Raw genomic sequence first — 24,378 nt, forward strand, 5'->3', positions numbered from 1 at the left:
GATCTTGCGGTTCGTGCCCCGACGAAAGCCCTGAACGGGCACGAATCAGGGGCCGGAACCGCAAGATCGTGGGGACCGGCGGGCGGGGTCGTACGATCGCTGCCATGGGCGGGCATGTGACCGAGGCGGCGGGGGCGCTGGCCGACGAGCTACCCGGCTGGGCGACGCTGCTGCGGGCGCCGAACCCGGGGCCGATGACGCTCGACGGCACCAACACCTGGGTGCTGCGGGCGGCCCCCGGCGAGCCGGCCGTGGTGGTCGACCCCGGACCGGCCGACGACGCCCATCTCGCCCGGATCGCCGGGCACGCCCCGGTCGGGCTGGTGCTGATCACCCACGGGCACCCGGACCACACCGACGGCGCGGCGCGCCTGGCCGAACTGCTCGGCGGCGTCCAGGTGCGCGCCGCCGACCCGGCGCACACCATCGGCGGTGAGCCGCTGACCACGCCCGGCGAGAACGTCGGCGGGTTCGGCCTGGAGATCCGGCTGCTGCCCACCCCCGGCCACACCGGGGACTCGGTCTGCTTCCTCGTCGAGCACGACGGCGAGCGGGCGGTCCTCACCGGCGACACCATCCTGGGGCGCGGCACCACCGTGGTCGCCCACCCGGACGGCCACCTCGGTGACTACCTGGCCAGCCTGGAACTGCTCTCGACGTACCGCGGGATCCCGGCGCTGCCCGGGCACGGCCCGGCCCTGGCCGACTGCGGTGCCGCCGCCGACTTCTACCTGGTCCACCGCCGGGCCCGGCTCGACCAGGTCCGGTCGGCGGTCGCCGACGGCGCCACCACCGCCCCCGAAGTGGTCGCCCGGGTCTACGCGGACGTGGACCGGTCGCTCTGGTGGGCCGCCGAATGGTCGGTCCGGGCCCAGTTGGAGTACCTCGGGGTCGAGCCCCGGGAATCCGGCGCCGGGGGTGCGGAGTTGAAGCAGCCGTGACCTGCCCGGTGTGTGGAACCGTCGCCGTACCCGGCGCCCGGTTCTGCCACAACTGCGGCGCGGCGCTGCCGGCCGCCGCCACCCTCCCCGCCGCCGAGCGGCGGGTGGTCACCGTGCTCTTCGGCGACCTCTCCGACTTCACCTCCTGGTCCGAGGACCTCGACCCGGAACGGGTCGGCGCGGTCACCGACCGGGTGCTCGCCGCGCTCGCCGGCGCGGTGAAGACCTTCGGCGGGCACGTCGACAAGCTCACCGGCGACGGGATCATGGCGGTCTTCGGCGCGCCGGTCGCCCACGAGGACGACGCCGAGCGCGCGGTCCGGGCCGCCCTGTCCATGCAGCGGGCGGTCCGCCGGGTGCTCGACGACGAGCGCGGCGGCGGCGCGCCCCTCGGCCTGCGGGTCGGCCTGAACACCGGCGACGTGATCGCCGGCATCCAGGCCGCGATCGAATACACAGTCATCGGCGACACGGTGAACACCGCCGCCCGGCTCGCCGACGCCGCCGCCGTGGGCGCGGTCTACGCCGGCGCCCGTACCTCCGCCGCCACCCGGCACGTCGCCTCCTGGCGGGCGTTGCGCCCGCTGCGGCTCAAGGGCAAGCGCGAGCCGGTCGAGGCGTACGAGCTGCTGGGCCTGCTGGACGCGCCGGGCACCCGGTCCGGCCTCGGCGACGAGGCGCCCTTCGTGGGCCGGGAGACCGAGATCGGCCGGGTCGCCGGCCGGCTCGCCGAGGTGATCGACCGGGGTGACCCCCGAGTGCTGCTGATGACCGCCGAGGCGGGCATCGGCAAGTCCCGGTTCGCCGCCGAGGTGGAACGCCTCGCCGCCGGCTACGACGTCGGCGCCGGCCGGTACGCCGCGCACACCGGCGCCCGGGTGCTCTCCGTACGCTGCGCCGCCTTCGGCGAACGCCGCCGGCTCGCCCCCCTCGCCGACCTGGTCCGGGCGGCGGTCGGCCTGCCCAGCGACGCGGCCACCGCGCTCACCCGGCCGGCGGTGGAGGAGCGGCTGCGCCGACTCGCCCAGCGGCTCGGCCGGCTCCCCGGCGACCCGCCGCCGCTCGCCACCGACCAGTTGCTCGCCCTGCTCGGGTACGCCGAACTCCCCGCCGCCGCCGAGAACGGCGAGTGGAGCGCCGCCGCCCCGCCGCCGGACGCCGAGGCGGTGCCCAACGCGGTCGCCGGGCTGCTCAGCGGGCTCGCCGTCGAGGCGCCGCTGGTGATCGTGGTGGACGACCTGCACGACGCCACCGCCGAGACCATCAAGGCGCTCGCGCTGACCCTCAACCGGCTCAGCGGCCCGGTGCTGGTGCTGCTGCTCGGCCGTCCCGAACTGGTGCGTACCGCCGGGGCGCTGACCCGGGTCGCGGACGCCGAGGTGCACGGGCTGCCCGCGCTGCGCGGCGCCGACGCGGCCCGGCTGCTGACCAGCTATCTCGGCGGCGGGAAGCTGTCGCAGAACGACGCCGACCGGCTGCTGGCGACCGCCCAGGGCAACCCGTTCTACCTGGCCGAGCTGGTCACCCTGCTGCGTGAGCGCGGTGCGCTGACCGCGGGCGCGGACGGCGGCTGGCGGCTGGTCCCCGGCTCGCTGGGCAGCCGGCTGCTCTCCCGGGACCTGGCCGCCGTGCTCGCCGCCCGCATCGACGCGCTGCCGGTGGACGCCCGCTCGGTGCTGCGGGACGCGGCGGTGGTCGGCGACACCGTGCCAGCCGGCGCCCTGGAGGCGCTTCGCGAGCAGCGCGCCGGGCGGGACGGCCGACCGGCGGCGGTGGTCGCGGTCGCGCTGGACCGGGCCGTGGAGGAGCTGCTGCAACGCCGCATGCTGCACCGCACCCGCACCGGGTACGCGTTCGCGACGCCGCTGATGCGGGAGGCCGCGTACGCCGGGGTGAGCAAGGCGGAGCTGGCCGAGCGGCACGCCGCGCTGGTCCGCTGGGCCGCGCCCGAGACCTCCGACGCCGACCCGGCCGGCGGCACGCCCGGCGGCTTCACCGACGCCGCCCGGGACGACTTCGTCGCCGAGCACGTCGAGCGGGCCGCCGCGCTCGCCGACGCGGTCAAGCTGCGCCCGGACGCGCCGGCCCGCGCGGTGGTCCCGCTCGGCGTCGCCGCGCTGGGCCGGGCCGCCCGCCGGTCGCTGCACGCCGGGGAGCCGGCCCTCGCCGTCGAGTACGCCGAACGCGCCGCCGAGCTGGCCCGCGACGGCGTCCCGCCGGCCGACCGGGTGGTGCACGCGCGGGCCCTGCTCCAGGTCGGCCGCCCCGCCGACGCGCTCGCCTTCGCCGAGAAGATCGCCGCCAACGCCGGGGACGCGCCGACCCGGACCAGCGCGCTGCTCCTCGCCGGGCAGGCCCACCAGACCCTCGGCGACCAGGCCCGGGCGGAGTACTGCTGGCAGGAGGCGTTGCAGGTGGCCACCGCGGGCGAGCTGCCCACGCAGCGCGCCTCGGCGATGCGCCGGCTCGGGATGGCCGACTTCATCGCCGGCCGGCTGGGCCAGGCGAGCAGCCGGCTCGCCGCCTCCTACCAGGTCAGCCTCGCCGCCAAGGACCCGCGCGGGCAGGCCTGGTCGTTGCAGAACCTGGCCTGGGTGACCACCACCCGGGGCGACTTCGCCGGCACCGACGCGGTGCTCGGCCGGGCCGCCCGGCTCTTCGCCGAGCTGAGGGACCCGTACGGGCGGGCCTGGCTGCGCGGCACCACCGCGTTCGCCCGGCTGCTCGCCGGCCGGCTGCGGGAGGCGTGCCGGATGGCGCGGGTCTTCCTCCCGTTCGGCGAGCGGGTCGGCGAGGCGTGGGCGGTCGGTACGCTGCGCGCGGTCGAGGCGTACGCCACCGCCGAACTGGGTGAGCTGGCCGAGGCGGACCGGGCGGCGCGGCAGGCGTACCGGGAGTTCGCCGAGGTCTCCGACGACTGGGGACAGGGCTTCGCCCTGGTCGTCCGGGCTGTGGTGGCGCGCGGGCTGGGCGAGCCGGAGCACGCGGCCGACCTGCTCACCGACGCGCACGCGTACGCCGAGCGGACGGCGCATCCGCTGCTCACCGGGATGGCCGGCACGCTGCGCGGCTTCGTGGCGCTGGACATGGGTGACTGCGACACCGCCGAGCGGGAGGCCCGCGCGGTGCTGACCAGCGTCGAGCCGCACAACCCGCAGGCCCCCGCGCAGGTGGCGCCCCGGGTGCTGCTCGCGATGGCCCGGCTCGCCGCCGGTGACTCGGCGACCGCGGTGGGGCTGCTCGCCCCGGTCGCCACCACCGCCGCGAACAGCCCGTCGCTGCTCTTCTCCCGCCGGCAGACGATGGCCCGGTACGCCTCCGCGCTGCTCGCCCACGGCCAGCGGGAGCAGGCGCTGGACTGGGCGCAGCGGGCGGTGGTCGCCCCGGCGGAGGACGTCCGCAGCCAGGTGATCGCCGCGATGGTGCTGGCCGAGACCCTGGTCGCCTGCGGTCGCCCGGTCGAGGCGCTGGCCAGCGCCGACGAGGCGGTACGCCTGGCGTACTCCACCGAGCAGCGCAGCGAGCGCCCCGCCGCCGACGCCCTCCGGGCCCGCCTCGCCGCAGCCTGACAGCTGCCGCCCGCTGCGGCGCCGGCCGCAGGATTGGCGGTTCCGGGGATGTGGGCGTCGGGGGTGGCGGCTAGCGTGTGTCTGATCGAGGGGGCCGTCCACGGTGGCGGTCGCGGGTTGGGGAGGACAGATGAGGCTGCCGCGCTCCGGCGCCGGCTGGACGATGGCCGTCTTCGGCGTCCTCGCGTTGCTGCTGGGTGCGGTCGGGCTGATCTGGCCGGAGGCGCAGCTGCGGCTGCTCGGCTTCGAGGTGCCCGACACCCGCGCGCCCGGCGACTACACCGGGACGTTCCTCACCGCGTCCTCGATGGCCTCGTTCAACATGGGCGTCTACTACCTGCTCGCCACGGCGACCGAGTGGCGGCCCTTCTACCGCTTCACGGTGGTCTTCCGGCTGGTCACGTTCACCGTCTTCAGCATCGCGGTGCTCTCCGACGTCGCCCCGGGCCGGTTCTTCGGGGTGGCCGCCTGGGAGGGGCTGGGCGCGGTCGCCACCGCGGTGGGCCTGTGGTGGGACGCCCGTCGCGCCGCGCCGACGGTGGGCGGCATCGATCCGGTTGAGCCGGCCGGCGCGGCCGACGGCGATGCCCGGGCCGGGTCCGCGCCGGCGGACGACGCCGCAGGTAGCGCGCCGGCGGCTGGTCCGGTCCACTGAGCCGACGGTGGAGACAGGTATTTTCGAGCCGTGACCGACACCCCGCCCGGCGCCCGCCGGCTGCCCATCGTGCCCGGTCTGACCGATCTTGAGGTCTTCGCCCGGGGCGGCTACGCCACCGTCTACCGGGCCACCCAGATCTCGGTGGGGCGCGAGGTCGCGGTCAAGGTGGAGAACCGCACCCTGGACAGCGAGCGGGACCAGGCGCGCTTCCTGCGCGAGGCGCGGGCAGCGGGGAAGATGTCGTCGCACCCGCACGTGGTGGACCTCTTCGACGTCGGGGTCACCGTCGACCAGCACCCGTACCTGATCATGGAGCTCTGCGACGGGTCGTACGCGGAGCGGATGCGGAACTCGCCGCTGGGACCGGTGGAGGCCCGGGACCTCGGCGTCAAGATCGCCGACGCGCTCGCCCACTCGCACGCGGCCGGGGTGCTGCACCGGGACGTCAAGCCCGCCAACATACTCTATTCGCACTTCAACCCGGCGGTGCTGGCCGACTTCGGGCTGGCGGTGCTGGCCGAGGTGCGGGACGCCTCGGTCACCCTGGAGGTGCTCACCCCGGCGTACGCGCCGCCGGAGATGTTCAGCCACAGCCCACCCTCGCCGGCGGTCGACGTGTACGCGCTCTGCGCGACCCTGTACGCGGTGATGCACGGCCGGCCGCCGCGCTGGCAGTCCGAGCGCAATCCAAGCCTGGTGACCGTGCTGGAGATGTTCCACCAGCCGATCCCCGGGCTGCCCGGCGTGCCGGAGGAACTGCTCGACGTACTGCGGGCCGGGATGGACAACGACCCGGGCTCGCGCCCGTCCGCCGTCGAGCTGCGCGGGCTGCTGGCCGCGCTTCCGCTCGATCCGGGCGCCGCGCCGGTCTCCGGTGCCCCGGTCTCCGGCATCCCGGTCAGCGGCGGCGCCGGCGGTCCGTACACCGTCGGCCGGACGGGGCAGCCGGCCCAGCGCCCGCCGACGGAGGACGCGCACCCGACGGTGCCGACGCCGGGGCGACGGTGGCGCCGGCGGTGGTTCCTCGGCGGCGCCGGCGTCCTCGCGCTGGGCGCCTCCGCGAGCGCCGGCGCGTGGCTCGCCGGGGGCGCGCCGGCCGCGTTGTCGCCGATGCCCGTCGCCACCGGGGTGAGCGTGTCGGGCGGCGGAGCGGACGTGCTGCCGGGCTGCCGGGTCGGCTCGTCCGGCGTGAACCTGCCGGCGGGTGCCCGCTGCCCGTCCGAGTTGGAGTGTTTCGGGCCGGTCCGGCTGCGCGCCGCCCGGGCGGAGGCGGCCCGGGTCCCCTGCGACGGCCGGCACACCTGGGAGACCTACGCCGAGGGGGAACTGCCGGACGCGCTGGTCGGGGCCGGGCACGCGGCGATCAGCGCCGACCCCCTCATCCGCGGCGTCTGCAACGCCCGCACGTTCCGGCTCACCAGCGGGATCCGGTACCAGGCCGGCTGGAACCTGGAGGTGCTGCCACCGGCCGGGTCCGACGGCGACCGCACCTACCGCTGCCTGGCCGGACGCGGCGTGGACGCGTTGGCCGCGCCCACGCTCACCGGTCGCTGACCCCGTTCACCGACCGGCTGTCCCGCACGGCGCGCGGGTCCAGCGCCTCCAGTGTGTCCGCGTCCAGTCCCCGGAGGTCGCGCACCGCGCGCGGGTCCAGCGCCTCCAGTGTGTCGGCATCAACCCCGTAACCGGCGGGGAGCGGCTGGCCGGGCGGCTGGTGGGAGGCCGCCGGCCTGGCGTCGCGGCTCTCCCGCGCCGCGGTCACGGCCACGCCCGCCGTCATCGCGAGCAGCACGAGAAGCAGCGACAGCACCACGGCCGGGATGCCCTCCGGGCGCCAGATCAGCATCGTCACCAGCAGGGCGACCGCGGCCAGCGTCGCGGCGGCAGCCCGGAAGCGCGCGTCGGGCTTGGGGAACAACCTCACCCGACAAGCATGGCGCAGGTCACTCGGCTGTCAAACGCGGGGCCGGGCCGCGCGGTCGGCGGTGGACCGTCCGGCGCTACACGGGAGCGACAACAGCGCCGATCATGAAAATTCCGTTACATCAATCGGCAATTTGTCGGTTCCATGGGCGTTTGAGGGGCGACATTCGTTGCCGCTGATCCCTAGAGTGACGAAGGTCGAGTTCTGCTCGACTGACCCCGTTCCCCCCACCGGAAGGCAGCCACATGCCACGTGCAATCCGGTCCCTTGCCGCAACAGGGATCGCCGGTATCGTGCTCGCCGGATCGGCGGTCGCACCCGCCATCGCGGCGCCGGCTCCGAGGCTCACACCCCAGCCGTCCACATCGGACCGGACCAGCCCCGTCGAGGCCCGCCGGGTCGACAGCGTGCTGAGCCCCAAGCTCGACTGGTACGCCTGCTACGGGTACGCGGAGTGCGCCACGGTCCGGCTACCGCTGGACTACGACCAGCCGAAGGGCGCCACCACCGAGGTGGCGGTGCTCCGGGTGAAGGCCCGCGACCAGCAGCACAGGATCGGGAGCCTCTTCCTCAACCCGGGCGGCCCGGGTGGCTCCGGCACCGACATCGCGCTCGCCGCGCCGTACTTCCTCGCCGACGACCTGCTCGACCGGTTCGACGTCGTCGGCGTCGACCCGCGCGGCGTCGCCGCCAGCGAGAACGTCAAATGCTTCCGGTCGGTCAAGGACCAGACCAGGGCGTACGCCGGCCTGAACGTCGCCTTCCCGTGGACGAAGGCCGAGGAGAAGGCGTACGTCGCGTCGTCGAAGGCGGTCGGGAAGGCCTGCTCGACCAGCGGCCGGCCACTGACCGGGGCGGCCTCCACCGCCGAGGTCGCCCGGGACATGGACGTGCTGCGCCGGGCGGTCGGCGACAAGAAGCTCACCTACCTGGGCTTCAGCTACGGCACCGCGCTCGGCCAGTACTACGCCAACATGTTCCCGGACCGGGTCCGCGCCCTGGTGGTCGACGGCGTGCTCAACCCGAACGCCTGGATCGGCCAGGGCAAGGCCCGCAACCTGCTCCAGGAGACCCGGCTGCGCAGCGCCGACGGCGCCTACCACGCGCTGCACGAGATCCTGGTGCGCTGCGCGAAGGCCGGCGAGGACAGGTGCTCGTTGGCGTCCGGTGACCCGGTCGCCTCGTACGAGCTGGTGGCGCAGCGGCTGCGCAAGAAGACCCTGGTGGTCGACGACCCGGACCTGGGCCGGTTCACCGTCAGCTACGCCGACTTCGTCGGCGCCACCCTCGGCGCGCTCTACTCGCCGTACGGCTGGCAGGACGTCGTCAGCCTCACCGAGCAGCTGCTGGTGCTGACCGACCCGGCCGCCGCCACGGCCACCCGGGCGCAGGCCCGCACCGCCGTCGCACAGCGCGCCGTGACGGCCCGCCAGCAGCGCGGCTACGACTTTCCGTACGACAACGGCCTCGAGACCTTCCTGACCGTCGACTGCACCGACGCGTACCACCCGAAGGACGCGGCGGCCTGGCCGGCGCTGTCCGCCAAGGAGGACAAGCGGGCGCCGTACTTCGGTCGGGCCTGGGCCTGGGGCACCGCGCCCTGCGCCCGCAATACCTGGACGGTGCGGGACGAGGACGCCTACACCGGGCCGTTCAACAAGCGGACCAGCGCCCCGGTGCTGGTGGTCGGCAACTACTGGGACCCGGCGACCAACTACCAGGGGGCGGTCGGCTCGGCCGCGCTGCTGCCGAACAGCCGGCTGCTCAGCAGCGACAGCTGGGGGCACACCGCGTACGGCACGTCGGCCTGCGTGACCGGCGCGGTCGACGCGTACCTGCTGACGGTGGCGCTGCCGGCCAAGGGCACGCTCTGCACCGGTGACGCCCAGCCGTTCGTGGAGGCGCCGGAGGCGGCCCGGGCGGAGGCGTCGAAGAGCAGCCTCGCCCGCCAGGGCGAGCCGGGCCGGGGCGAGCCCAAGCGGCTCCCGCCGGTGGTGGCGCCGCTGCCGGTGGTCGGCGCGCTGACCGTCCGCTGACGGGACCCCGGGGTACGGCGGGCGATCGGGCGCCCGCCGTACCCCGGCCCCTTCCCGGACGGGCCGCGCCTCTTCCGCGTGGCCTCCTCGCCGGATACCGGCCCGGACCGGCGAGCAACCCTGAGCCGTCCGGGACACCGCGCAGGCACTTCGTCGGGTTAAAGTACGACCGCATCCCGCTGCGGCCGATCCTCTCGGCCGAATGCGATGCGTGTCCTGACGCCGTGATCCGCCATTCGCGAACGGCGGTCGTCGACTTCCCGATCAAGGAGATTCGCGACCTATCATGTCAAGAAAATGGATTTCTGTGCTGATTTCTGCCGGGCTGACTCTCGGCGCGGCGATCGGCACGGCACAACCGGTGAGTGCGGCCGGCTCCACTCCCGACGGTGGTGGACGGGCGAACGCCGGAGTCAAGCCGGGCGCGCGCACGAGCTCGCTGTCGGCGAGCGCCACCACCCCGGCCGGCTACACGATCCGGGGCATCGACGTCTCGAGCCACGACCACAACCTAGGCCCGATCGACTGGCCGACCGTGGCGGCCAACGGGTACAAGTTCGCGTACATCAAGGCGACCGAGGGGCGTACCTACCTCAACCCCTACTTCGCCGAGGACTACCGTGCGGCCAAGGCCGCCGGGCTGCTCGTCGGTGCATACCACTTCGCGCGCCCGGACAGCCGCGACCCGATCACCGAGGCGAATTTCTTCATCGACAGCGCGCAGTTCACCAAGGACAGCCAGACGCTCGTACCCATGGTGGACATCGAGTGGCCGTACTGGAGTGGCGCACCCACCTGCTACGGGCTGACCACGACCGAGTTCTCCAACTGGATCCGGGCCTTCAGCAACCAGGTCAAGACACGCATCGGTCGGGTGCCGATGATCTACACCAACACCAACTTCTGGAACCCGTGCACCGGCAACAACGCGTCCTTCGGCGATCACCCGCTGGACATCGCCGGCTACACGACCACCCGCCCGCCATTGCCGGCCGGCTGGACGACGGAGACCGTCTGGCAGTACGCAGCCGGTAACCCCAGCCAGCCCGCGAACTACAGCCAGAACGTGTTCAACGGTGACTATGAGGCCCTCACCCGACTCACCGGCGCCCCGGTGGCCGCGGCGCCGGTCGCATTCCGCGCCCGAGCCAACAGTCGCTATGTCGTGGCCGAGAACGCCGGAGCCAACGCGCTGATCGCCAACCGGACCGCGATCGGGCTGTGGGAGCAGTTCGACATGATCGATGCGGGCGGCGGATTCGTCGCTCTCCGTTCGCGTGCCAACGGTAGGTACGTGGTGGCGGAGAGCGGGGGCGCCAAGCCGCTGATCGCCAACCGGACGGCGATCGGCGCGTGGGAGAAGTTCACCGTCATCAACAACTCGGACGGCAGCATCAGCCTCCGGGCCAACGCCAACGGCAGGTACGTGGTGGCGGAGAGCGGTGGTGCCAAGCCGCTGATCGCCAACCGGACGGCGATCGGCCCGTGGGAGAAGTTCGACAAAACCTCCACCTCGTGAGCCGCTCGGCCGTCCGCTGACGGACCCGGGGTACGACGGGCGATCAGCCGCCCGCCGTACCCCGGGCCGCGCCAGGACGTTCCCAGTTGGCCGTCCAGATGGAACGATGACGCAATGTCGGCACTCGCGATACCCGAGGTGACCTATCTAGGCGGGCATCCGCAAAGGACGGACGAGACACCGGCGCTCACCGCCCTCGTCGACCGCTCCGGCATCGTGCTCCGTCGGCGGATACGTCGGTTCCTGACCTTCCGCTGGCCCGACCTGCGTGGGTTGGAGGTGCGGACGCCCAACTTCCTGGCCTTGGCGATCAGTTCCTTCTGGCCGAAGGACGACGGTGGCTCATCCCTGCACCTGCACCTGGATCACGGGGTGTGCCGGTTGTACGTCGGCGGGATGCATCCCCCGACGCTGCGGGCGCTGCTCGCGTCCTGGGTGGTAAGCGAGGCGGACCCACCCGAGCCCCTACCGGCCATGCCGCCGCCACCCGCGCCCGGGTTCGCCGATCCGCTCGACGCGGTCCGTACGTCCCTCGACGTCTGGCGGGCGGCCGGCCTCGGTCGGGAATCGCTGCGCAGCCGCAGCACCCTGGCGTACCGGCTGGACCTCGCCGAGGACCACCGCCGGTGCGGACGCTTCACCGAGGCCATCGCGCTGCTGGAGCCCCTCGCGGCCGGGGCGGCGCAGGCGTTCGGACCGGTCGACGAGGACACGCTGAAGGTCCGTAACGCTCTCGGGCAGGCGTACCTCGCCGCCGGGGATGTCGACGACGGGCTGGACGTGCTGCGGGAGGTCGTGGTCGCGGCCGAGCAGCTGCACGGTACCGACGGCGACCTCACCCTGGTCTTCCGAAACAACCTGGCGGTGGGATACCAGCAGGCCGGCCAGTACGCACAGGCCATCCAGCTGCACGAACAGAACGTCCGCCACACCGAGCGGAACCACGGGCGGAACGACCTCCAGACGGCCGGCCGGCGGAACAACCTGGCCGCGACCCTGGCCCTCGCCGGGTACCGGGAGCGGGCGATCACCCGGTACTGGGAGGTCCTCGATGCGCTGTCGGACGTCGACCACAACCACGGCCTGGCGGTGACCGCGCGACAGAACCTGGCCATCCTGCACAACCCGTCCTGGAAACCGTGACCGTTCGACGGCCGCGGTCACGGGTGCGGCAGCGACCGTGGGCGCTGCGACGGCTCGGCGGGCACGGCCCGCCGGGAGTGCGGTACGACGCCGTCCTTGCGGACGATCGCGGTGATCTGCTCTCCGATCTCCGCGGTGAGCCGGCCCGGGCACGGCAGTCCAAGCTGGACCGCCAGCTCCCGGCCGTGCAGGTCCACGGTGGCTTCGACCAGGTCGGTGTACACGGCGATGGCCAGGCGAGCGCGGTACCGGGCGGTGAGCAGGGTTCCGACGCCGATGACCAGGGCCGGCCACCAGAACGCCCCGAGGGCGGCGTACAGGATGCCCCAGCCGGCCAGCCGGGCCGCTAAGGCACATCGCTCCTGAACCGCTGTCAGCTCACCACGCACCTCGTCCGCGAGGACCAGCCACAGCCGCGGCCAGGCCGCCGCAAGGTCGATCCCGTAGCTCCGGTGCACCCGGACGTCGGCCGCGTGCAGCCGGTCGCCGATCCAGGTCGGCCGCTCCGGTTCGACGAGGCAGACCGCCGCGCGGCGGGCGATGGCGCGGCGGGCCCGGGCGCGCAGCGCAGCGTCGGCGGTGTCCGCGAGGAGCGCGCGTTCCGCCTCCGCCACCTCGGCATCCGCCTGCTCCCACCGGCGGCGGCGCCACCCGGCGAGCCGGCGCAGCACCGGCCCGGCCGGGCTCAGGCTCCAGGTCCACGCGGCGAACACGCCTACTGACTGAGCGGTGAGCCCGGCCGCCGCCGCGCCGAGCAGGAACGCGGCCGCGGTGATCAGGAGGGCGCCGGGTCCGCCGGCGCCGGTCACCCCGTCCAGCCAGGTCGGCAGGGCCTGAAGCTCCGTGGCGTGGTGGTGACCGAGAACGTGGGCCAGCACCACGGCGCCGGCGAACAGCGCCCCCGGCACCATCAGCGCGACGGTCCACCGGGTCACCAGCTGCTTGCCCAGCTCGGCGAGGAATGCGTTCACAACGGGATCCGGGTCTCCACGAACGGTGAGCCGGTCAGCGGGCACACCGGCCGCTCGCCGTCGCCGATCGGCATCGCTCGGGGACACGACCGTGGACTCGGGCAGGTCCACGCGACGACCGTCGGATGTCCGCCTCCGCCGAGCCATGACTCGAAGCCGCGTACGCCGGTGGTGAGCCCGTCGATGCCGTGGCGCGCGAACGCACCGTCGAGCAGGTCGAGATCCTCCTCCAGTCGCCGGTCCACCCGTCCCCGGTCGATCGCGTCGGCGATCCGGTCCAGCACGTCGAGGACGCCGTACCGCTCGGCATGCTCCCGAAGCTGCCCGCCGGAGGCCTGGCCGCACAGCCGACCGATGCGGTGCGCAACGAGTTCCAATGCCGCTCCCCGTGCATCGGTTGGCCTCTTCCGCTGTCACAGTAGCGACCCGGGCAAGCCACCACGCCGACCCTGGACGCCAGCCGCCGCTTCCGCCCGCCGGTCCCACCCCGGCAGAATTGGCGAGGCACAAGGGATCTCGGCCCGACACCACTGCACCGGCCAGCGCGACGGAATCGAGAAGCGATGTCGAGACGGACCATCGGCAGTGCCCTGGAGCGGATCACGGACGTGATCGCCGAGTACGAACGGACGGGGAATCCGGGGCTCCTGTCGGGTACGGACCTGTCGCGCGAAGAGCAGAGCCTGGCCGGCGCGGTCGGTGATCGCGGTGCGGGACGGAAGGTGGCGCAGGCGCTGGCGCGGCTCCACTGGTACCGCTATCTCGACCTGCCCGGGCTCGACGGCCTGCGGGAGCGTCGCGCGGCGGTCGACCTCTTCCGACGCCTGCACCGCCGGGACCCGGAACTGGTACCCGAGGTGATCCGTGACGAATGCCGGGAGACCGGTCGGCCCGGTCCGCCGGACCTGTCGGACGTCCCGCTCAGCCAGCAGCAGGCCGACCGGGTCGCGCGGCTCTGGCAGCGGTACCGGGCCGGTTCGGAGAAGGCCCTCCGGATGCTCGTCACGCTGTACCAGGAATGGCTCGCGGGGGTGGTACGGCAGCGCGCCCCGGCCACCCGCCTGCTTTCTGCCGCGCTGCTGACCGATCTCTGCGGGGCGCTCGTCACGCTCGCCGAGGAGACCGGCGACCCACTGACGTACGACGACGCGCTGGACACCGCCACGAAGGCGCTGGAGGCCACGTCGGCCCGGGACCCGCACCGGGTCCACCGACTCGTCCACCGCGGCCGCCTGCTGGAGCTGTACTTCGACCGGGGTGCCGGCCCCAAGGCTCTGGAGCTGGCCGTCGGGGAGTACCGCCGCGCGGCGCAGCTCAGCTGGCAGCGGTACCCCATCGAGCCGAACGTCGTGGCGCGGCTCGGCTCCGCGTTGTGCCGGCTGCACGGGACCCCGGAGCACGCGTCGGTCGAGATCCTGATCGAGGCGACCGCCGCCTGGCGCGACGCGGTCCACGCCGCCGCGTCGGACGAGCCCGCGATGGCGTCGGCGCTGGAGCGGCTCAACGCGGTCGCCAACCAGTTGGCGGACGCCGTCGGTGCCGACCCGGTACGCACGATCGTCACCGCGGCCGACCAGCCCGTGGTGATCGACCAACTGCTGCGCCGTGCCGAGCAGCTGGCCGACCGGGTGTCGGTCGACGGCTCACCACAGGCGCTGGCCGAGCGGTTCGAGGCGGCCGTCGTGCTGTTCGGCGCGGTGCCCGCCTACCACGCGGCCCGGCCGCAGGCTCTGCTGCTGCTCGGCGAAGCCGAGCTGGCCCGCTGGGAGCACGGCGGCGAGCTGAGCGGGGCTGCGCGGGCGGGAACGTGGGCGCAGTGTGCCCTGGACGCCGCCGGGCCGCAGCACCCCTTACGGCGGGAGGCACTGAACCTGCTGGCGAGCGCCGCCGCCGACGCGGGACTGCACGGACAGGACGAACGGCTGGTCGAGGTCGCCGTGTCCGCCGCCCGTGCGGCTCTGGAGCTGACCGACGAGCAGCCGGACCTGCGCCCGACCCAGCTCACGGTCCTCGCCCACACCCTGGCGCACACCGGCTGGCTGACCGACAGCACCGAAGCTCTTGACGAGGCGCTGCGGTACCAGCGGGAGGCGCTGGAACTCACCCCGGCGCAGCACGAGTCGTATCCGTTGCGGCTCATGGGACTGTCCCGCGTGCTGGTGCGCCGCGACGCGCTGGTGCCCGACGACGCGCTGCTCGCCGAGGCCGTGGCGGCCAACCGCCGCGCGGTCGCGGCCCTGCCCCGCGACGATTCCCGCCGCGTCGGGTTCCTGTACAACCACGCGAGCAGCCTCTCCGTTCATGCCGTGCGGCGGAACGACCAGGCGGCCCTGCTCGAGGCGGAGCGCACCTTCCGGGAGGCGCTCGCCCTGCTGCCGCCGGAGCATCCCGATCAGCCGCGGATCCGCAGTTCGGTCGCCGATGCGTTGTACCAGCGGTATCTGCTCGGCGGCGACCTCGACGTCCTGTCCGGTGCCGTGGACCTGGCCCGACAGGCGGTCGAGGAAACCCCGACCGACCACCACTGGTGGCCGCTTCGGGCCGGGCTGCTGGCCCGGGCGGCGGCCGACCTGGCGAGAGCCGGAGGATCCGACGCCGATCGGGCCCGCGCCGAGGCCATCGCCACGTACGCGGCGATCGCCGCCTCGCCGGTGACGGACGCGCAGACCCGGATCGCGGCCGAACGCCAGCAGGCCGGGCTGGCACGCGAAGCGGCGGACCCGGCCGCCCGACTGGCGGCGCTGGAGCGGGCGGTGCAAGGAATGACGACCTCGGTCAGCCGGTCGATGGCCGGCCGCCGCCGGCTCGGCGCCATCGCGAAACTGGGTGGGTTGGCGGCCGAGGCCGCTGCGGTCGCGATCGCGGCGGAGGACACCGACAGCGCTGTCGAGCTCCTGGAGCGCGGCCGTGGCCTGCTGTTCCACGAGGCCCTGGGCATCCGCGGCGGATGGGCGCAGCTGCGGATCGTCAGCCCACCGCTCGCCGCTGAGCTCGACCGTATCGACCAGGAACTGGCGCAGGCCGACGCCTACACGCACGTCCGGAAGTTCACCATCGAGGTCGAGCGCAGGGCGGAGTCCGGTGAAGTGCTGGACAGCACCGCGACCGAATGGGACCCCGGACCGGTCTGGGTGGCCCGCACTCGGGAGTTGGCCGTCGAACGGGACAGGGTGATCGAGCGAATCCGCCGGCTGCCCGAGTTTGCCGACTTCCTGCGGCCACCGTCGCTGCCACGGCTCCGCCAGCGGCTCACGGGACTGCCGGTCGTGGTCGTCACCACGCACGGCGACCGGGGGGACGCCCTGATCATTCCGCCGGAACCGGACCGACCCGTGCAGCTGGTCCGGTTGCCCGACCTGCGGGAGACGGTCGTCCAGCGGCATGTCCTCCGGCTGTCCGCGGCGGTGTCCGACGCGATCGACCCGGCGGTGCCCTTCGACCGGCGCGCCTCCGCGCAGGAAGACCTGCTCGGCATCCTGGCGTGGCTGTGGGACGCCGTCACCGGACCGGTACTCGACCGGATCGCTCCCGGGCACGATCCGGCTCCGCGGATCTGGTGGTCCCCGATCGGCACGCTGGCCCGCCTCCCGCTCCACGCGGCCGGGCATCATCGCGAGCCGGGCCGTCCGCGTACGGTCTTCGACCGCGCCGTGTCGTCCTACACGCCGACCCTCACCGCCCTCGCGCACGCCGTGGCGGAGCGTCCGCGCCCACCGACGGCCGCCACGGCCGCCGTCTTCGGCGTACCGACCGCCAGGGACCTGCCGGCACTGTCGCAGGTGCGCGCCGAGGTCGAGCACGTCGCCCGACTGATCCCGGGCTCCACCGTGCTCGCCGGCACCGAGGTGAAACCGGTCGCGGTCGAGGACGCGCTGCGGGTCCATCCGATCGCCCACTTCGCCTGCCACGGCGAGGCCGACGCCAGCATCAACGCCATGCTGGTCGGCGGCCTGCGCCTCGGCGGGGGCGGGATGCTCAGCCCGGGCATGGTGGGCTCCTACCATCTGGAGCGCGCGGAACTGGCCTTCCTCTCCGCCTGCAGCACCGCCGAGACGCACCCGACATTCACCGACGAGCCGCTGCATCTCGCCGCGGCGTTCCAGCTCGCGGGCTTCCGCGGGGTCATCGGTACGACGTGGCGTACCACGGACAGCGCCCGGATCGCCGAGGCGTTCTACGCCGGACTGACGAACGGTGGCACGCAGCCTCCCGACACGGCCGCCGCGGCGCGGGTGCTCAACGACACGGTGCGCGCGGTACGCGACGAGTTCCCCGCGACGCCGACCCGGTGGGCCGGTCATCTCCACGTCGGACTGAACCGGCCGCTGTGAGGAGCATGCTCACCTGGCTGCGTCCCTACCGCTACCCTGGGTGCCCGCATCGTGTCATGATCGAGGTCGCTCCATGAACGAGGTCTTTCCCCGTCACCGGCTCCGGTCCGTCGCCACCACCGTCGCCGTGGCGCTGACCCTGACCCTGGCCGCCGCAGCCGGCTGCGACAACCGCCGCGAACCCGCGCTGCCGTCGGTCCTCGACAAGCTGCGCGAGTCGCACATCGACGGCCAGCCGAAGATCAAGATCGGCGTGGCCACGACCGAGCCCCTGATGGGCGAGCTGCGCAACGGTAGGCACACCGGGTTCGACGTGGAGATCGCCCGCTACATCGCCTCGTCGCTGGGCTTCGAGGGCGACCAGCGGATCGAGTGGGTGCCGCTGGCCACCGAGGACCGGATCCCGGCGCTGCAGGGCGGCACCGTGGATCTGATCGTCTCCAGCTTCTCCATCACCGAGGAGCGCAAGAAGCTGGTCAGCTTCGCCGGGCCGTACTTCGTCACCACCCAGGAGGTGATGGTGCCGAAGCGGCTCAGGGACCGGATCCGCACCATCGAGGACCTCCGCGAGCCGGGCTACCGGATCTGCACCAGCGGCGGCTCCACCACGGAGGCGGAGCTGGGGAAGCACGAGGTCAAGGCGTACGTGGTGAAGGAGGTCGGCGACTGCGTCCGGGGCATCCGGGAGGGGCGCTACGACGCGGTCAGCTCCGACGAGACGATCCTCGCCGGCTTCCTCTCGCAGTACCCGACCGAGTTCGAGATCGTCGACATGCCCTTCGGCACCAGCGAGCTGCTCGGCATCGGCGTCCCGATCGGCGACCCGGCGCTGCGCGACCTGGTCGCGTTCTTCCTGCAGAAGAGCTACCTGGAGGGACGGGACGGGATCAGCAGTCCCTGGCTGACCGCGTACAACCGGACGCTGGGGCCCTGGCTGAAGGCCGACAAGTCGCAGCCGCAGCCGCTGGACGTGCCGAAGCTGGTCGACTTCGATGACAAGGCGCCCGGGCGATGACCGCGCCGGCGGCGACGGCCCCGGAGACGGCCGGTCCCGCCGGGCCGCTCCCCGGGGGCCAGGATCCGGCGGAACGGCGGGCCCGCGCCAGCCAGTCGTTCTGGACTGCGGTGGTCGGCGTCCCGGCGGTCTTCTCGGTGCTGCGGCTGGGCGTGGAGGCCGGCGGGGAACTCCAGACCACCCTGCTGCTGGTCGCCAACGTCGGCACGGTGAACCTGCTCGCCGGGTTCCTCACCACGGCCGCGCAGCTGCTCTCCACCGGACTGGTCGCGGTCTTCGCGCTCGGGGCGGTGCTCCGGGTCAGCGTGGAACGGATGCCGCCCGGCTTCCGTCGCCCGCTCTTCGCCCGCTGGGTGGACATCACCCCGGCCTGGTTCGCGGCGGCCAGCTTTCTGCTGGCGCTGGTCACCTGGCCGCTGCTCTACCTGCCGCTGCTCGTCCCGGCGTTCGTGGCGGCGTTCCAGCTCAGCCTGGAGCGGCTGCACGAGCAGCCGGTGCCCCGCGTGCTGCTGCTCTGCGGTGGCTTCACCGGGTACCTCTGGCTGCTCGGGCCGACCCTGCTAGAGGCCGGGCGGCAGCGGGAACTGCTGGCCATGGTGCTGCTCGTCGTACCGCCGGTGCTGGCCCTCTTCGTCACCGGGCCGCTGCCGGCGGCGGTGATCCGGCCGCTGGCCTCGGTGACCGAGGCGGCGGTGCTCGCCACGCTGGTCTGGGCGGCGCTGCCGGTGATCAGTACGCCGGTGCTGCCGCTGACGGTCACCACGATCGAGCCGGCGCCCGGCGTCAGCGAGGACGTCCGCGGCCACGTGGTCACCGTGGACGACGTGAACGTCGTTCTGCTCCAGGAGCACGGCGGGGTCCGGTACGTGCCGGTCGGTCAGGTCCGGGCCCAGGTGCTCTGCCCGAGCGAGGACGAGCTGCCCCGGCGGCGACTGCGGGTCCGGGACTTCCACGTCGAGGACTCGCTGCTGGAGGGGCTGGGCCGCCGGGTCCGCCCGGTCCACCGTATCGACGCCGCCTGCCGCACCGTCCGCTGACGTACGGTCAGACGCCCTCATCAGCCAGTGCGCCACGAAGTAGATCGGCCAGCTCGGCGGCCTTGGTCAACTCGTCGGCGACCGGAGACGGCGCGCTGGTCACCGCGGCCTCCCAGAGCAGCCGCGCCGGCGTGCCGGCGACCAGCCAGCGCCCCACCACCCGCTTTGCGTCCTCCGGCAGGAGCCCACCCCACGCCCAGGAATCGAGGACCTCGGCCAGGTGTCGGGCCGGCTCCTCGCCCGACAGCTCCGCGAAGTCCGCCAGGTACCCTCCGACGTCGAGGCCGAGGCTGGCGACTGCTTCCAGCAGGTCCCACGCCGGGTTGGTGGCCGGACAGGACGTGAGGGTCCAGCGCCACCAGGCCCGGAAGAACTCCTCGACCGCGCTCCGCTCGGCGGGCGACCAGTCCCGCCAGCGCTGCTCGATCCGGCAGGCCACCGTCTCCGGTGACCACCAGTCCGCCATCTCGCCGATGGCGTACCCCTCCAGCAGCCGGGGCACCAGGTGCGGCAACTCGGTCCCGTCACCCCAGGTGCCCGGGTTGGACAGGTAGGTCCCGAGCTGGTCCGGGGCGAGGTCGCGCAGCGGCGTACACCGGAAGAGCTCCACCTCCGCCGGGTCAACGCAGTGATCGCACGCTTCCATGTCAGGCGGCAGGCGGTGGTGGGCGAAGGCGGCGTAGAGCCGGTCCTTCGTCCGCTCCAGATCCGGTGGGAACATCCGCTCAGTGTCCCCGCCCCGCCCTGCCGGCGTCACCTGACATAGATCTTGAGGGGAAGGGACTCTCCAGGGCCCCTTCCAACGGACTCAGTACGACTCGGTCCACCGGATTGACGCCGCCTGCCGCAGGGTCGACTGAGGGGCGGCGTGACGTCGCGTTGTGCGATCCGGGGGCACCTGGTGCCGGGGGCGACCGCAGTCCGGCTTTCTGGACGAAGATCGAGCGACGAGCGACGGCATCGCACTTGGCGTTGAGCTGGTAGCCGTCGAGCCAGACCCACCCGTCGTACGTCATCCAGTCGAGCACTCGGATCAACCGGAACGTCATCGGAGTCACGAACTGCGGGCTGGCCGCTCGACTGACGTAGAGCAGGTCCCCGGCTCGCAGCTTCACGGCAGCCACCCGAGGAAACGGCGGTGGAGCAGGCCCGCCGGCGCCCAGCCCATGTCCTGGGTCGCTGCTACCAAGCACGATCCCATGTAGAGCGCCAGGGATGTCGGCGCACCCTGGTACTCGGCGCGTAGTTCGTGGCGGCGGGTGCGGCAGGGCCAAGGGGCACCACAACCGCCGCACGTCCAGATAGGAACAACAGGCGCGTGCATGGTCATGGCGTCACCCTAAGTGTTGTGTTGACGTAAACACAACACTACGGCAGTATGGGATCACCTAGCGTGCGCTTGTGAACAGTGAGAGCGACTTCGATCCCGATGTCGCTACGTGGAAGCAACTCGCGGACCGGTTGCGACAAGCCATCCGCTCAGGCGAGCTTGCGCCCGGCCAGCGAGTGCCCACCGAGCTGAGTCTCACGCAGGAGTATGGGCTCAGCCGCCTCACGGTCCGCCGCGCACTTCAGCAACTGCGAAGTGAGGGCTTGATCGTGGTGGTGCGGAGTCGCGGAACCTTCGTCCGAAGCGAGCGGGAACGCGTCGTGGTGATCCTGGGCAAGGGTGACCAGGTGCAGGCACGAATGCCCGACCCCGACGAGCGGCGGAAGTACCGCCTTCAGGAGGGCGAGCCCGTCGTCCTGGTGACGAGGACTGGCGGCAGTGTGGAGGGGTACGGCGCACACGGTGTGACGGTCGTCGGCGGATAGCCAAAGGGCGACCAACGCCTTCTGCCGGAAGACCCGGCAGTGTTGCCCATCTGCTACTCCTGCGGCTGGGCGTCTGCGGTGACACCGCTGATGACTGCTTGACGATCGTTTCACGCCGCCTAGCCAGCAGAGGCCGACTAGTGCCAGCGGTGACGAGGGGCCGAGGCCAAGCACGAGGACGGACTCGCCGGGACGGCCTGCGCAGAGGTTGTAAGTCAGACCTCACCTGCCTGAGCCGGCGCTCTCAGTACGACTTGTCCTGGCCGAGGACGTGCTGGGCGACGAAGTTGAGGATCATCTCCCGGCTGACCGGGGCGATCCGGCCGGCGCGGACCGCGCCGAGCAGGGTGGCGACCCCGTACTCGGTGGTCATCCCGGCCCCGCCGAGGGCCTGCACGGCGGTGTCCACGGCGAGCGCGGCGGCCTCCCCGGCCGCGTACTTGGCCATGTTGCCGGAGATACCGGCCTCCAGGTCCCGGCCGGCGTCGTAGAGCGTGGCCGCCTTGTGGATCATGAGGCGGGCCAGCTCCACCTGCACCGCCGCGTGCGCCAGCGGGTGCGCGACGGCCTGGTGGGAGCCGATGCTGCGGCCGCCCCAGACCTTCCGGGTGGCGGTGTACTCCGACGCGCGCTCGATGGCGTACCGGCCGGTGCCGGCGCCCATCGCGGCGACCGTGATCCGCTCCGGGTTGAGGCCGGCGAAGAGCGCCGGCAGGCCGGCGTCGAGCGACTCGCCGACCAGCGCGTCGGCGGGCACCCGCACGTCGTCCAGGTAGAGCAGGAACTGGTTCTCCGGCGACAGGATCTCCATGTCCAGCTTGGACCGGGTGAGGCCCGGGGCGTCGGTCGGCACGATGAACAGCGCCGGCTTCAGCTTGCCGGTGGCCGCGTCTTCGGTGCGGGCGACAACCAGGACGTGGCCCGCCTCGTCCACCCCGGAGATGTAGCACTTGCGGCCGGAGAGCAGCCAGTCGTCGCCGTCGCGGCGGGCCACCGTGCCGAGCCGGTGGAAGTTCGACCCCGCCTCGGGTTCGGTGATCGCGAAGACGATCTTCTGTGAGCCGTCCGCCAGCCCGGGCAGGTGGCGCTTGCGCTGCTCGTCGGTGCCATGCTTGTTGATCACGGTGGCGGCGATCGCGGGGGAGACCACGAGCAGCAACAGCGGGCAGCCGGCCGCCGCCAGCTCCTCGCAGACGATGGCCAGCTCGGTGATGCCGCCGCCCCCACCGCCGTACTCGGTGGGGATGTTCACGCCGAGGTAGCCGAGCCGGCCGGCCTCGTGCCACAGCTCGGTGGTGTGCTCGCCGGCCTTGGCCTTCTCGACGAAGTAGCCGTGGCCGTACCTGCGGCCCAGCGCCCGGACCGCGTCGCGGAGCTGGTCCTGCTCGGGGGTGAGGTCGAAGTTCATCGCGGATCCTCCTCGGGGTTGACCACGGCCAGCACGGCGCCGGTGTCGACCTGGCCGCCGGCCGGGACCGGCAGCTCGGCGACCACGCCGTCGGTCGGGGCGAGCACGGGGTGTTCCAGCTTCATCGCTTCCAAGGTCAGCAGCAGCTCGCCGGCGGCGACCCGCTGGCCGACCTCGACGTGCACCCGGGTCACCGCGCCGGGCAGTGGCGCGAGCAGGGACCCGGCGGCCAGCTCCGCGGTGGGCAGGGGGAAGCGCGGCAGCTCGGTGAGGCTCGCCGCCCCCGCCGGGCCGTCCACGAAGACCTCCGACCCCACCCGGTGTACGCGGAACGCCCGCCGCGTCCCGTCGACGTCGAGCACGACGCGGTCGGGAGCGGCCTCGACCACGGTCACGGCCGGCGCCGCGTCGGAAGTGGTGCCTCCACCGGCCAGGGACACGGACCACTCGGCGAGTGCCCCGCTGCGGTCCAGCTGGTACCGGACCTCGACCTCGCCGCCGTCCACTCCGCTGAATCGGGTGACCTGCGGAAACGCCGGCACGTTGCGCCAGCCCGACGGCAGCCCGCCCAACACGGGCGCGGACGCCCGACGCCCGGCGGCGCCCGCCAGCGCGGCGGCGAGGGTGACCAGGGGGAGCTGGTCGGCGGGGAGCAGCGGGGCGAAGACCTCGGGATGCCGGTCCAGGAAGCCGGTGTCGACGTCCGCGGCGCCGAACTCGGGGCTGCGCAGGACCCGGACCAGCAGGTCCCGGTTGGTGGCGACGCCGTGCAGCTCGGCCCGGGCCAGCGCGCCGGCGAGGGCGCGGACCGCCTCGGCCCGGGTGGGCGCCCAGGCGATCAGCTTGGCGAGCATCGAGTCGTAGTGAACGGTGACCGTCGAGCCGTCGACCACGCCGGAGTCGAGTCGCAGGCCCGCCCGCTGGAGGTTGCCGAACCCGCGGTCCACTCCAGGGACGGCGAACCGCCGCAGGGTGCCGGTGGCCGGGCGGAAGCCCTGGGCCGGGTCCTCGGCGCAGAGCCGCACCTCTATGGCGTAGCCGCGCATCCAGTGCGCGTCACGGGCCCGCTCCGGCAGCGGCTCGCCCTCGGCGACGAGCAGTTGCAGCCGGACGAGATCCAGTCCGGTGGTCAGCTCGGTGACCGGGTGCTCCACCTGGAGGCGGGTGTTCATCTCCAGGAAGTGGACCTCCCCGTCGGGCGCGAGCAGGAACTCGACGGTCCCCGCGCCGACGTAGTCGACCGCCCGGCCGGCGGCCACCGCCGCCTCGTGCAGCCGCTCGCGCACCTGCGGGGACAGGACCCCCGGCGCCTCCTCGACGATCTTCTGGTGGCGGCGCTGAATCGAGCAGTCGCGCACCCCGAGGGCCACCACGGTGCCGTGCGTGTCGCCGAAGATCTGCACCTCGACGTGCCGGCCGCGCTCGACGTACCGCTCGATGAAGACCGTGCCGTCGCCGAACGCCGCGGCCGCCTCGCGGCGCGCGCGCGCGACGGCCTCGGCGAGCCCGGCGGCGTCGCGGACCACCCGCATGCCCCGGCCGCCACCGCCCGCGGCGGCCTTGACCAGCACCGGGAAGTCGGTCACCTGGTCGGCCTCGGTCCAGGTCGGCAGCATCGGCACGCCCGCATCGGCGAGCAGCGCCTTGGCCGCCATCTTGTCGCCCATCGCGGCGATCGCCTTGGCCGGCGGGCCGACCCAGGTCAGCCCCGCGTCGGTGATGGCCGCGGCGAAGTCGGCGTTCTCGGCCAGGAAGCCGTAGCCCGGGTGGACCGCGTCCGCGCCGGCCCGCCGGGCCGCGTCCAGGACGAGGTCGATCCGCAGGTACGTCTCGGCCGGCGTGTTCCCGGGCAGCCGGACGGCCAGGTCGGCCTCGGCCACGAAGGGCGCGTCGGCGTCCGCGTCGGAGTGCACGGCGACCGTGTCCACGCCGAGTGCCCGGCAGGTGGCGAAGACTCGGCGGGCGATTTCCCCGCGATTGGCCACCAGCAGTCGGTTGATCATGACTGGCC

Annotated in this window: 17 protein-coding genes and 1 pseudogene; 11 read left to right on the forward strand and 7 right to left on the reverse strand. The window is 73.4% G+C overall.

All coding sequences use genetic code 11. The features are described from left to right. Positions 1-104 precede the first annotated feature (104 nt). From DKT69_RS17455 to DKT69_RS17470, 4 genes are all read left to right on the forward strand, one after another. On the forward strand, positions 105-941 hold the full coding sequence (locus tag DKT69_RS17455) for an MBL fold metallo-hydrolase (protein WP_109802599.1): 837 nt from the start codon (positions 105-107) through the stop codon (positions 939-941). Then, positions 938-4,510 carry an adenylate/guanylate cyclase domain-containing protein gene (locus DKT69_RS17460; RefSeq protein WP_109802600.1) on the forward strand — a complete coding sequence of 1,191 codons (3,573 nt, stop codon included), beginning with the start codon at positions 938-940 and terminating at the stop codon, positions 4,508-4,510. Before DKT69_RS17455 ends, DKT69_RS17460 begins: the two co-directional genes overlap by 4 nt. A gap of 130 nt (positions 4,511-4,640) precedes the next feature. Continuing rightward, positions 4,641-5,165, forward strand: coding sequence for a hypothetical protein (locus tag DKT69_RS17465; RefSeq protein WP_109802601.1), 525 nt, complete (start codon positions 4,641-4,643; stop codon positions 5,163-5,165). A 30-nt stretch (positions 5,166-5,195) separates the two neighbouring features. Next, on the forward strand, positions 5,196-6,722 hold the full coding sequence (locus DKT69_RS17470) for a serine/threonine-protein kinase (RefSeq protein WP_109802602.1): 1,527 nt from the start codon (positions 5,196-5,198) through the stop codon (positions 6,720-6,722). Here DKT69_RS17470 and DKT69_RS17475 read toward each other — a convergent pair. Then, the gene (locus tag DKT69_RS17475; RefSeq protein WP_109802603.1) at positions 6,709-7,092 is read right to left on the reverse strand and encodes a hypothetical protein; all 384 of its coding nucleotides are present in this window, start codon (positions 7,090-7,092) and stop codon (positions 6,709-6,711) included. The two genes, DKT69_RS17470 and DKT69_RS17475, sit on opposite strands and share 14 nt — an antisense overlap. 245 nt (positions 7,093-7,337) lie before the next feature. Here DKT69_RS17475 and DKT69_RS17480 point away from each other — a divergent pair, with 245 nt between their 5' ends. The 3 genes from DKT69_RS17480 (at position 7,338) to DKT69_RS17490 (ending at position 11,790) form a co-directional block, all read left to right on the forward strand. Continuing rightward, the gene (locus tag DKT69_RS17480; RefSeq protein WP_109802604.1) at positions 7,338-9,128 is read left to right on the forward strand and encodes an alpha/beta hydrolase; all 1,791 of its coding nucleotides are present in this window, start codon (positions 7,338-7,340) and stop codon (positions 9,126-9,128) included. Between the two features lie 307 nt (positions 9,129-9,435). Beyond that, positions 9,436-10,647 carry a GH25 family lysozyme gene (locus tag DKT69_RS17485; RefSeq protein WP_161557869.1) on the forward strand — a complete coding sequence of 404 codons (1,212 nt, stop codon included), beginning with the start codon at positions 9,436-9,438 and terminating at the stop codon, positions 10,645-10,647. 114 nt (positions 10,648-10,761) lie between these two features. Continuing rightward, entirely contained in the window at positions 10,762-11,790 is a 1,029-nt protein-coding gene (locus tag DKT69_RS17490) for a tetratricopeptide repeat protein (RefSeq protein WP_109802606.1), read from the forward strand. A gap of 17 nt (positions 11,791-11,807) precedes the next feature. On the opposite strand, the gene DKT69_RS17495 is transcribed toward DKT69_RS17490, so the two are convergent. Together DKT69_RS17495 and DKT69_RS17500 are read right to left on the reverse strand one after the other, a co-directional pair. Beyond that, on the reverse strand, positions 11,808-12,761 hold the full coding sequence (locus DKT69_RS17495; RefSeq protein WP_109802607.1) for a hypothetical protein: 954 nt from the start codon (positions 12,759-12,761) through the stop codon (positions 11,808-11,810). Continuing rightward, positions 12,758-13,138 carry a hypothetical protein gene (locus DKT69_RS17500; protein WP_109802608.1) on the reverse strand — a complete coding sequence of 127 codons (381 nt, stop codon included), beginning with the start codon at positions 13,136-13,138 and terminating at the stop codon, positions 12,758-12,760. Before DKT69_RS17500 ends, DKT69_RS17495 begins: the two co-directional genes overlap by 4 nt. A gap of 186 nt (positions 13,139-13,324) precedes the next feature. Between DKT69_RS17500 and DKT69_RS17505 the strand changes: the two genes are divergently transcribed. From DKT69_RS17505 to DKT69_RS38370, 3 genes are all read left to right on the forward strand, one after another. After that, positions 13,325-17,092, forward strand: coding sequence for a CHAT domain-containing protein (locus DKT69_RS17505; RefSeq protein WP_109802609.1), 3,768 nt, complete (start codon positions 13,325-13,327; stop codon positions 17,090-17,092). Positions 17,093-17,165: 73 nt separating this feature from the next. Next, entirely contained in the window at positions 17,166-18,107 is a 942-nt protein-coding gene (locus DKT69_RS17510; RefSeq protein WP_109802610.1) for a transporter substrate-binding domain-containing protein, read from the forward strand. After that, entirely contained in the window at positions 18,104-19,144 is a 1,041-nt protein-coding gene (locus tag DKT69_RS38370) for a hypothetical protein (RefSeq protein WP_109802611.1), read from the forward strand. The genes DKT69_RS17510 and DKT69_RS38370 overlap by 4 nt, the downstream gene beginning before the upstream one ends. Positions 19,145-19,151: 7 nt before the next feature. Here DKT69_RS38370 and DKT69_RS17520 read toward each other — a convergent pair whose 3' ends face one another. Continuing rightward, the gene (locus DKT69_RS17520; RefSeq protein WP_109802612.1) at positions 19,152-19,865 is read right to left on the reverse strand and encodes a hypothetical protein; all 714 of its coding nucleotides are present in this window, start codon (positions 19,863-19,865) and stop codon (positions 19,152-19,154) included. A 139-nt stretch (positions 19,866-20,004) separates the two neighbouring features. Beyond that, positions 20,005-20,193, reverse strand: a pseudogene (locus DKT69_RS39885) (hypothetical protein); the annotation flags it as partial. Between the two features lie 352 nt (positions 20,194-20,545). Here DKT69_RS39885 and DKT69_RS17535 point away from each other — a divergent pair. After that, positions 20,546-20,959 carry a GntR family transcriptional regulator gene (locus DKT69_RS17535; protein ID WP_109802614.1) on the forward strand — a complete coding sequence of 138 codons (414 nt, stop codon included), beginning with the start codon at positions 20,546-20,548 and terminating at the stop codon, positions 20,957-20,959. Between the two features lie 244 nt (positions 20,960-21,203). Here DKT69_RS17535 and DKT69_RS17540 read toward each other — a convergent pair whose 3' ends face one another. After that, positions 21,204-22,367, reverse strand: a complete 1,164-nt coding sequence (locus tag DKT69_RS17540; RefSeq protein ID WP_109802615.1) for an acyl-CoA dehydrogenase family protein — start codon at positions 22,365-22,367, stop codon at positions 21,204-21,206. After that, complete coding sequence (locus DKT69_RS17545) at positions 22,364-24,370, reverse strand: ATP-binding protein (protein ID WP_109802616.1); 2,007 nt, start codon at positions 24,368-24,370, stop codon at positions 22,364-22,366. Before DKT69_RS17545 ends, DKT69_RS17540 begins: the two co-directional genes overlap by 4 nt. Between the last annotated feature and the right edge of the window lie 8 nt (positions 24,371-24,378).

This window comes from Micromonospora sicca, from assembly GCF_003172935.1.
Classification (GTDB): domain Bacteria; phylum Actinomycetota; class Actinomycetes; order Mycobacteriales; family Micromonosporaceae; genus Micromonospora; species Micromonospora sicca.

What these genes read in the sequence shown, in the direction of transcription:
- DKT69_RS17455 (WP_109802599.1), top strand. Translation starts at nt 105, where the DNA reads ATGGGCGGGCATGTGACCGAGGCGGCGGGGGCGCTGGCCGACGAGCTA.
- DKT69_RS17465 (WP_109802601.1), top strand. Translation starts at nt 4,641, where the DNA reads ATGAGGCTGCCGCGCTCCGGCGCCGGCTGGACGATGGCCGTCTTCGGC.
- DKT69_RS17480 (WP_109802604.1), top strand. Translation starts at nt 7,338, where the DNA reads ATGCCACGTGCAATCCGGTCCCTTGCCGCAACAGGGATCGCCGGTATC.
- DKT69_RS17490 (WP_109802606.1), top strand. Translation starts at nt 10,762, where the DNA reads ATGTCGGCACTCGCGATACCCGAGGTGACCTATCTAGGCGGGCATCCG.
- DKT69_RS17505 (WP_109802609.1), top strand. Translation starts at nt 13,325, where the DNA reads ATGTCGAGACGGACCATCGGCAGTGCCCTGGAGCGGATCACGGACGTG.
- DKT69_RS17510 (WP_109802610.1), top strand. Translation starts at nt 17,166, where the DNA reads ATGAACGAGGTCTTTCCCCGTCACCGGCTCCGGTCCGTCGCCACCACC.
- DKT69_RS38370 (WP_109802611.1), top strand. Translation starts at nt 18,104, where the DNA reads ATGACCGCGCCGGCGGCGACGGCCCCGGAGACGGCCGGTCCCGCCGGG.
- DKT69_RS17520 (WP_109802612.1), bottom strand. Translation starts at nt 19,865, where the DNA reads ATGTTCCCACCGGATCTGGAGCGGACGAAGGACCGGCTCTACGCCGCC.
- DKT69_RS17540 (WP_109802615.1), bottom strand. Translation starts at nt 22,367, where the DNA reads ATGAACTTCGACCTCACCCCCGAGCAGGACCAGCTCCGCGACGCGGTC.
- DKT69_RS17545 (WP_109802616.1), bottom strand. Translation starts at nt 24,370, where the DNA reads ATGATCAACCGACTGCTGGTGGCCAATCGCGGGGAAATCGCCCGCCGA.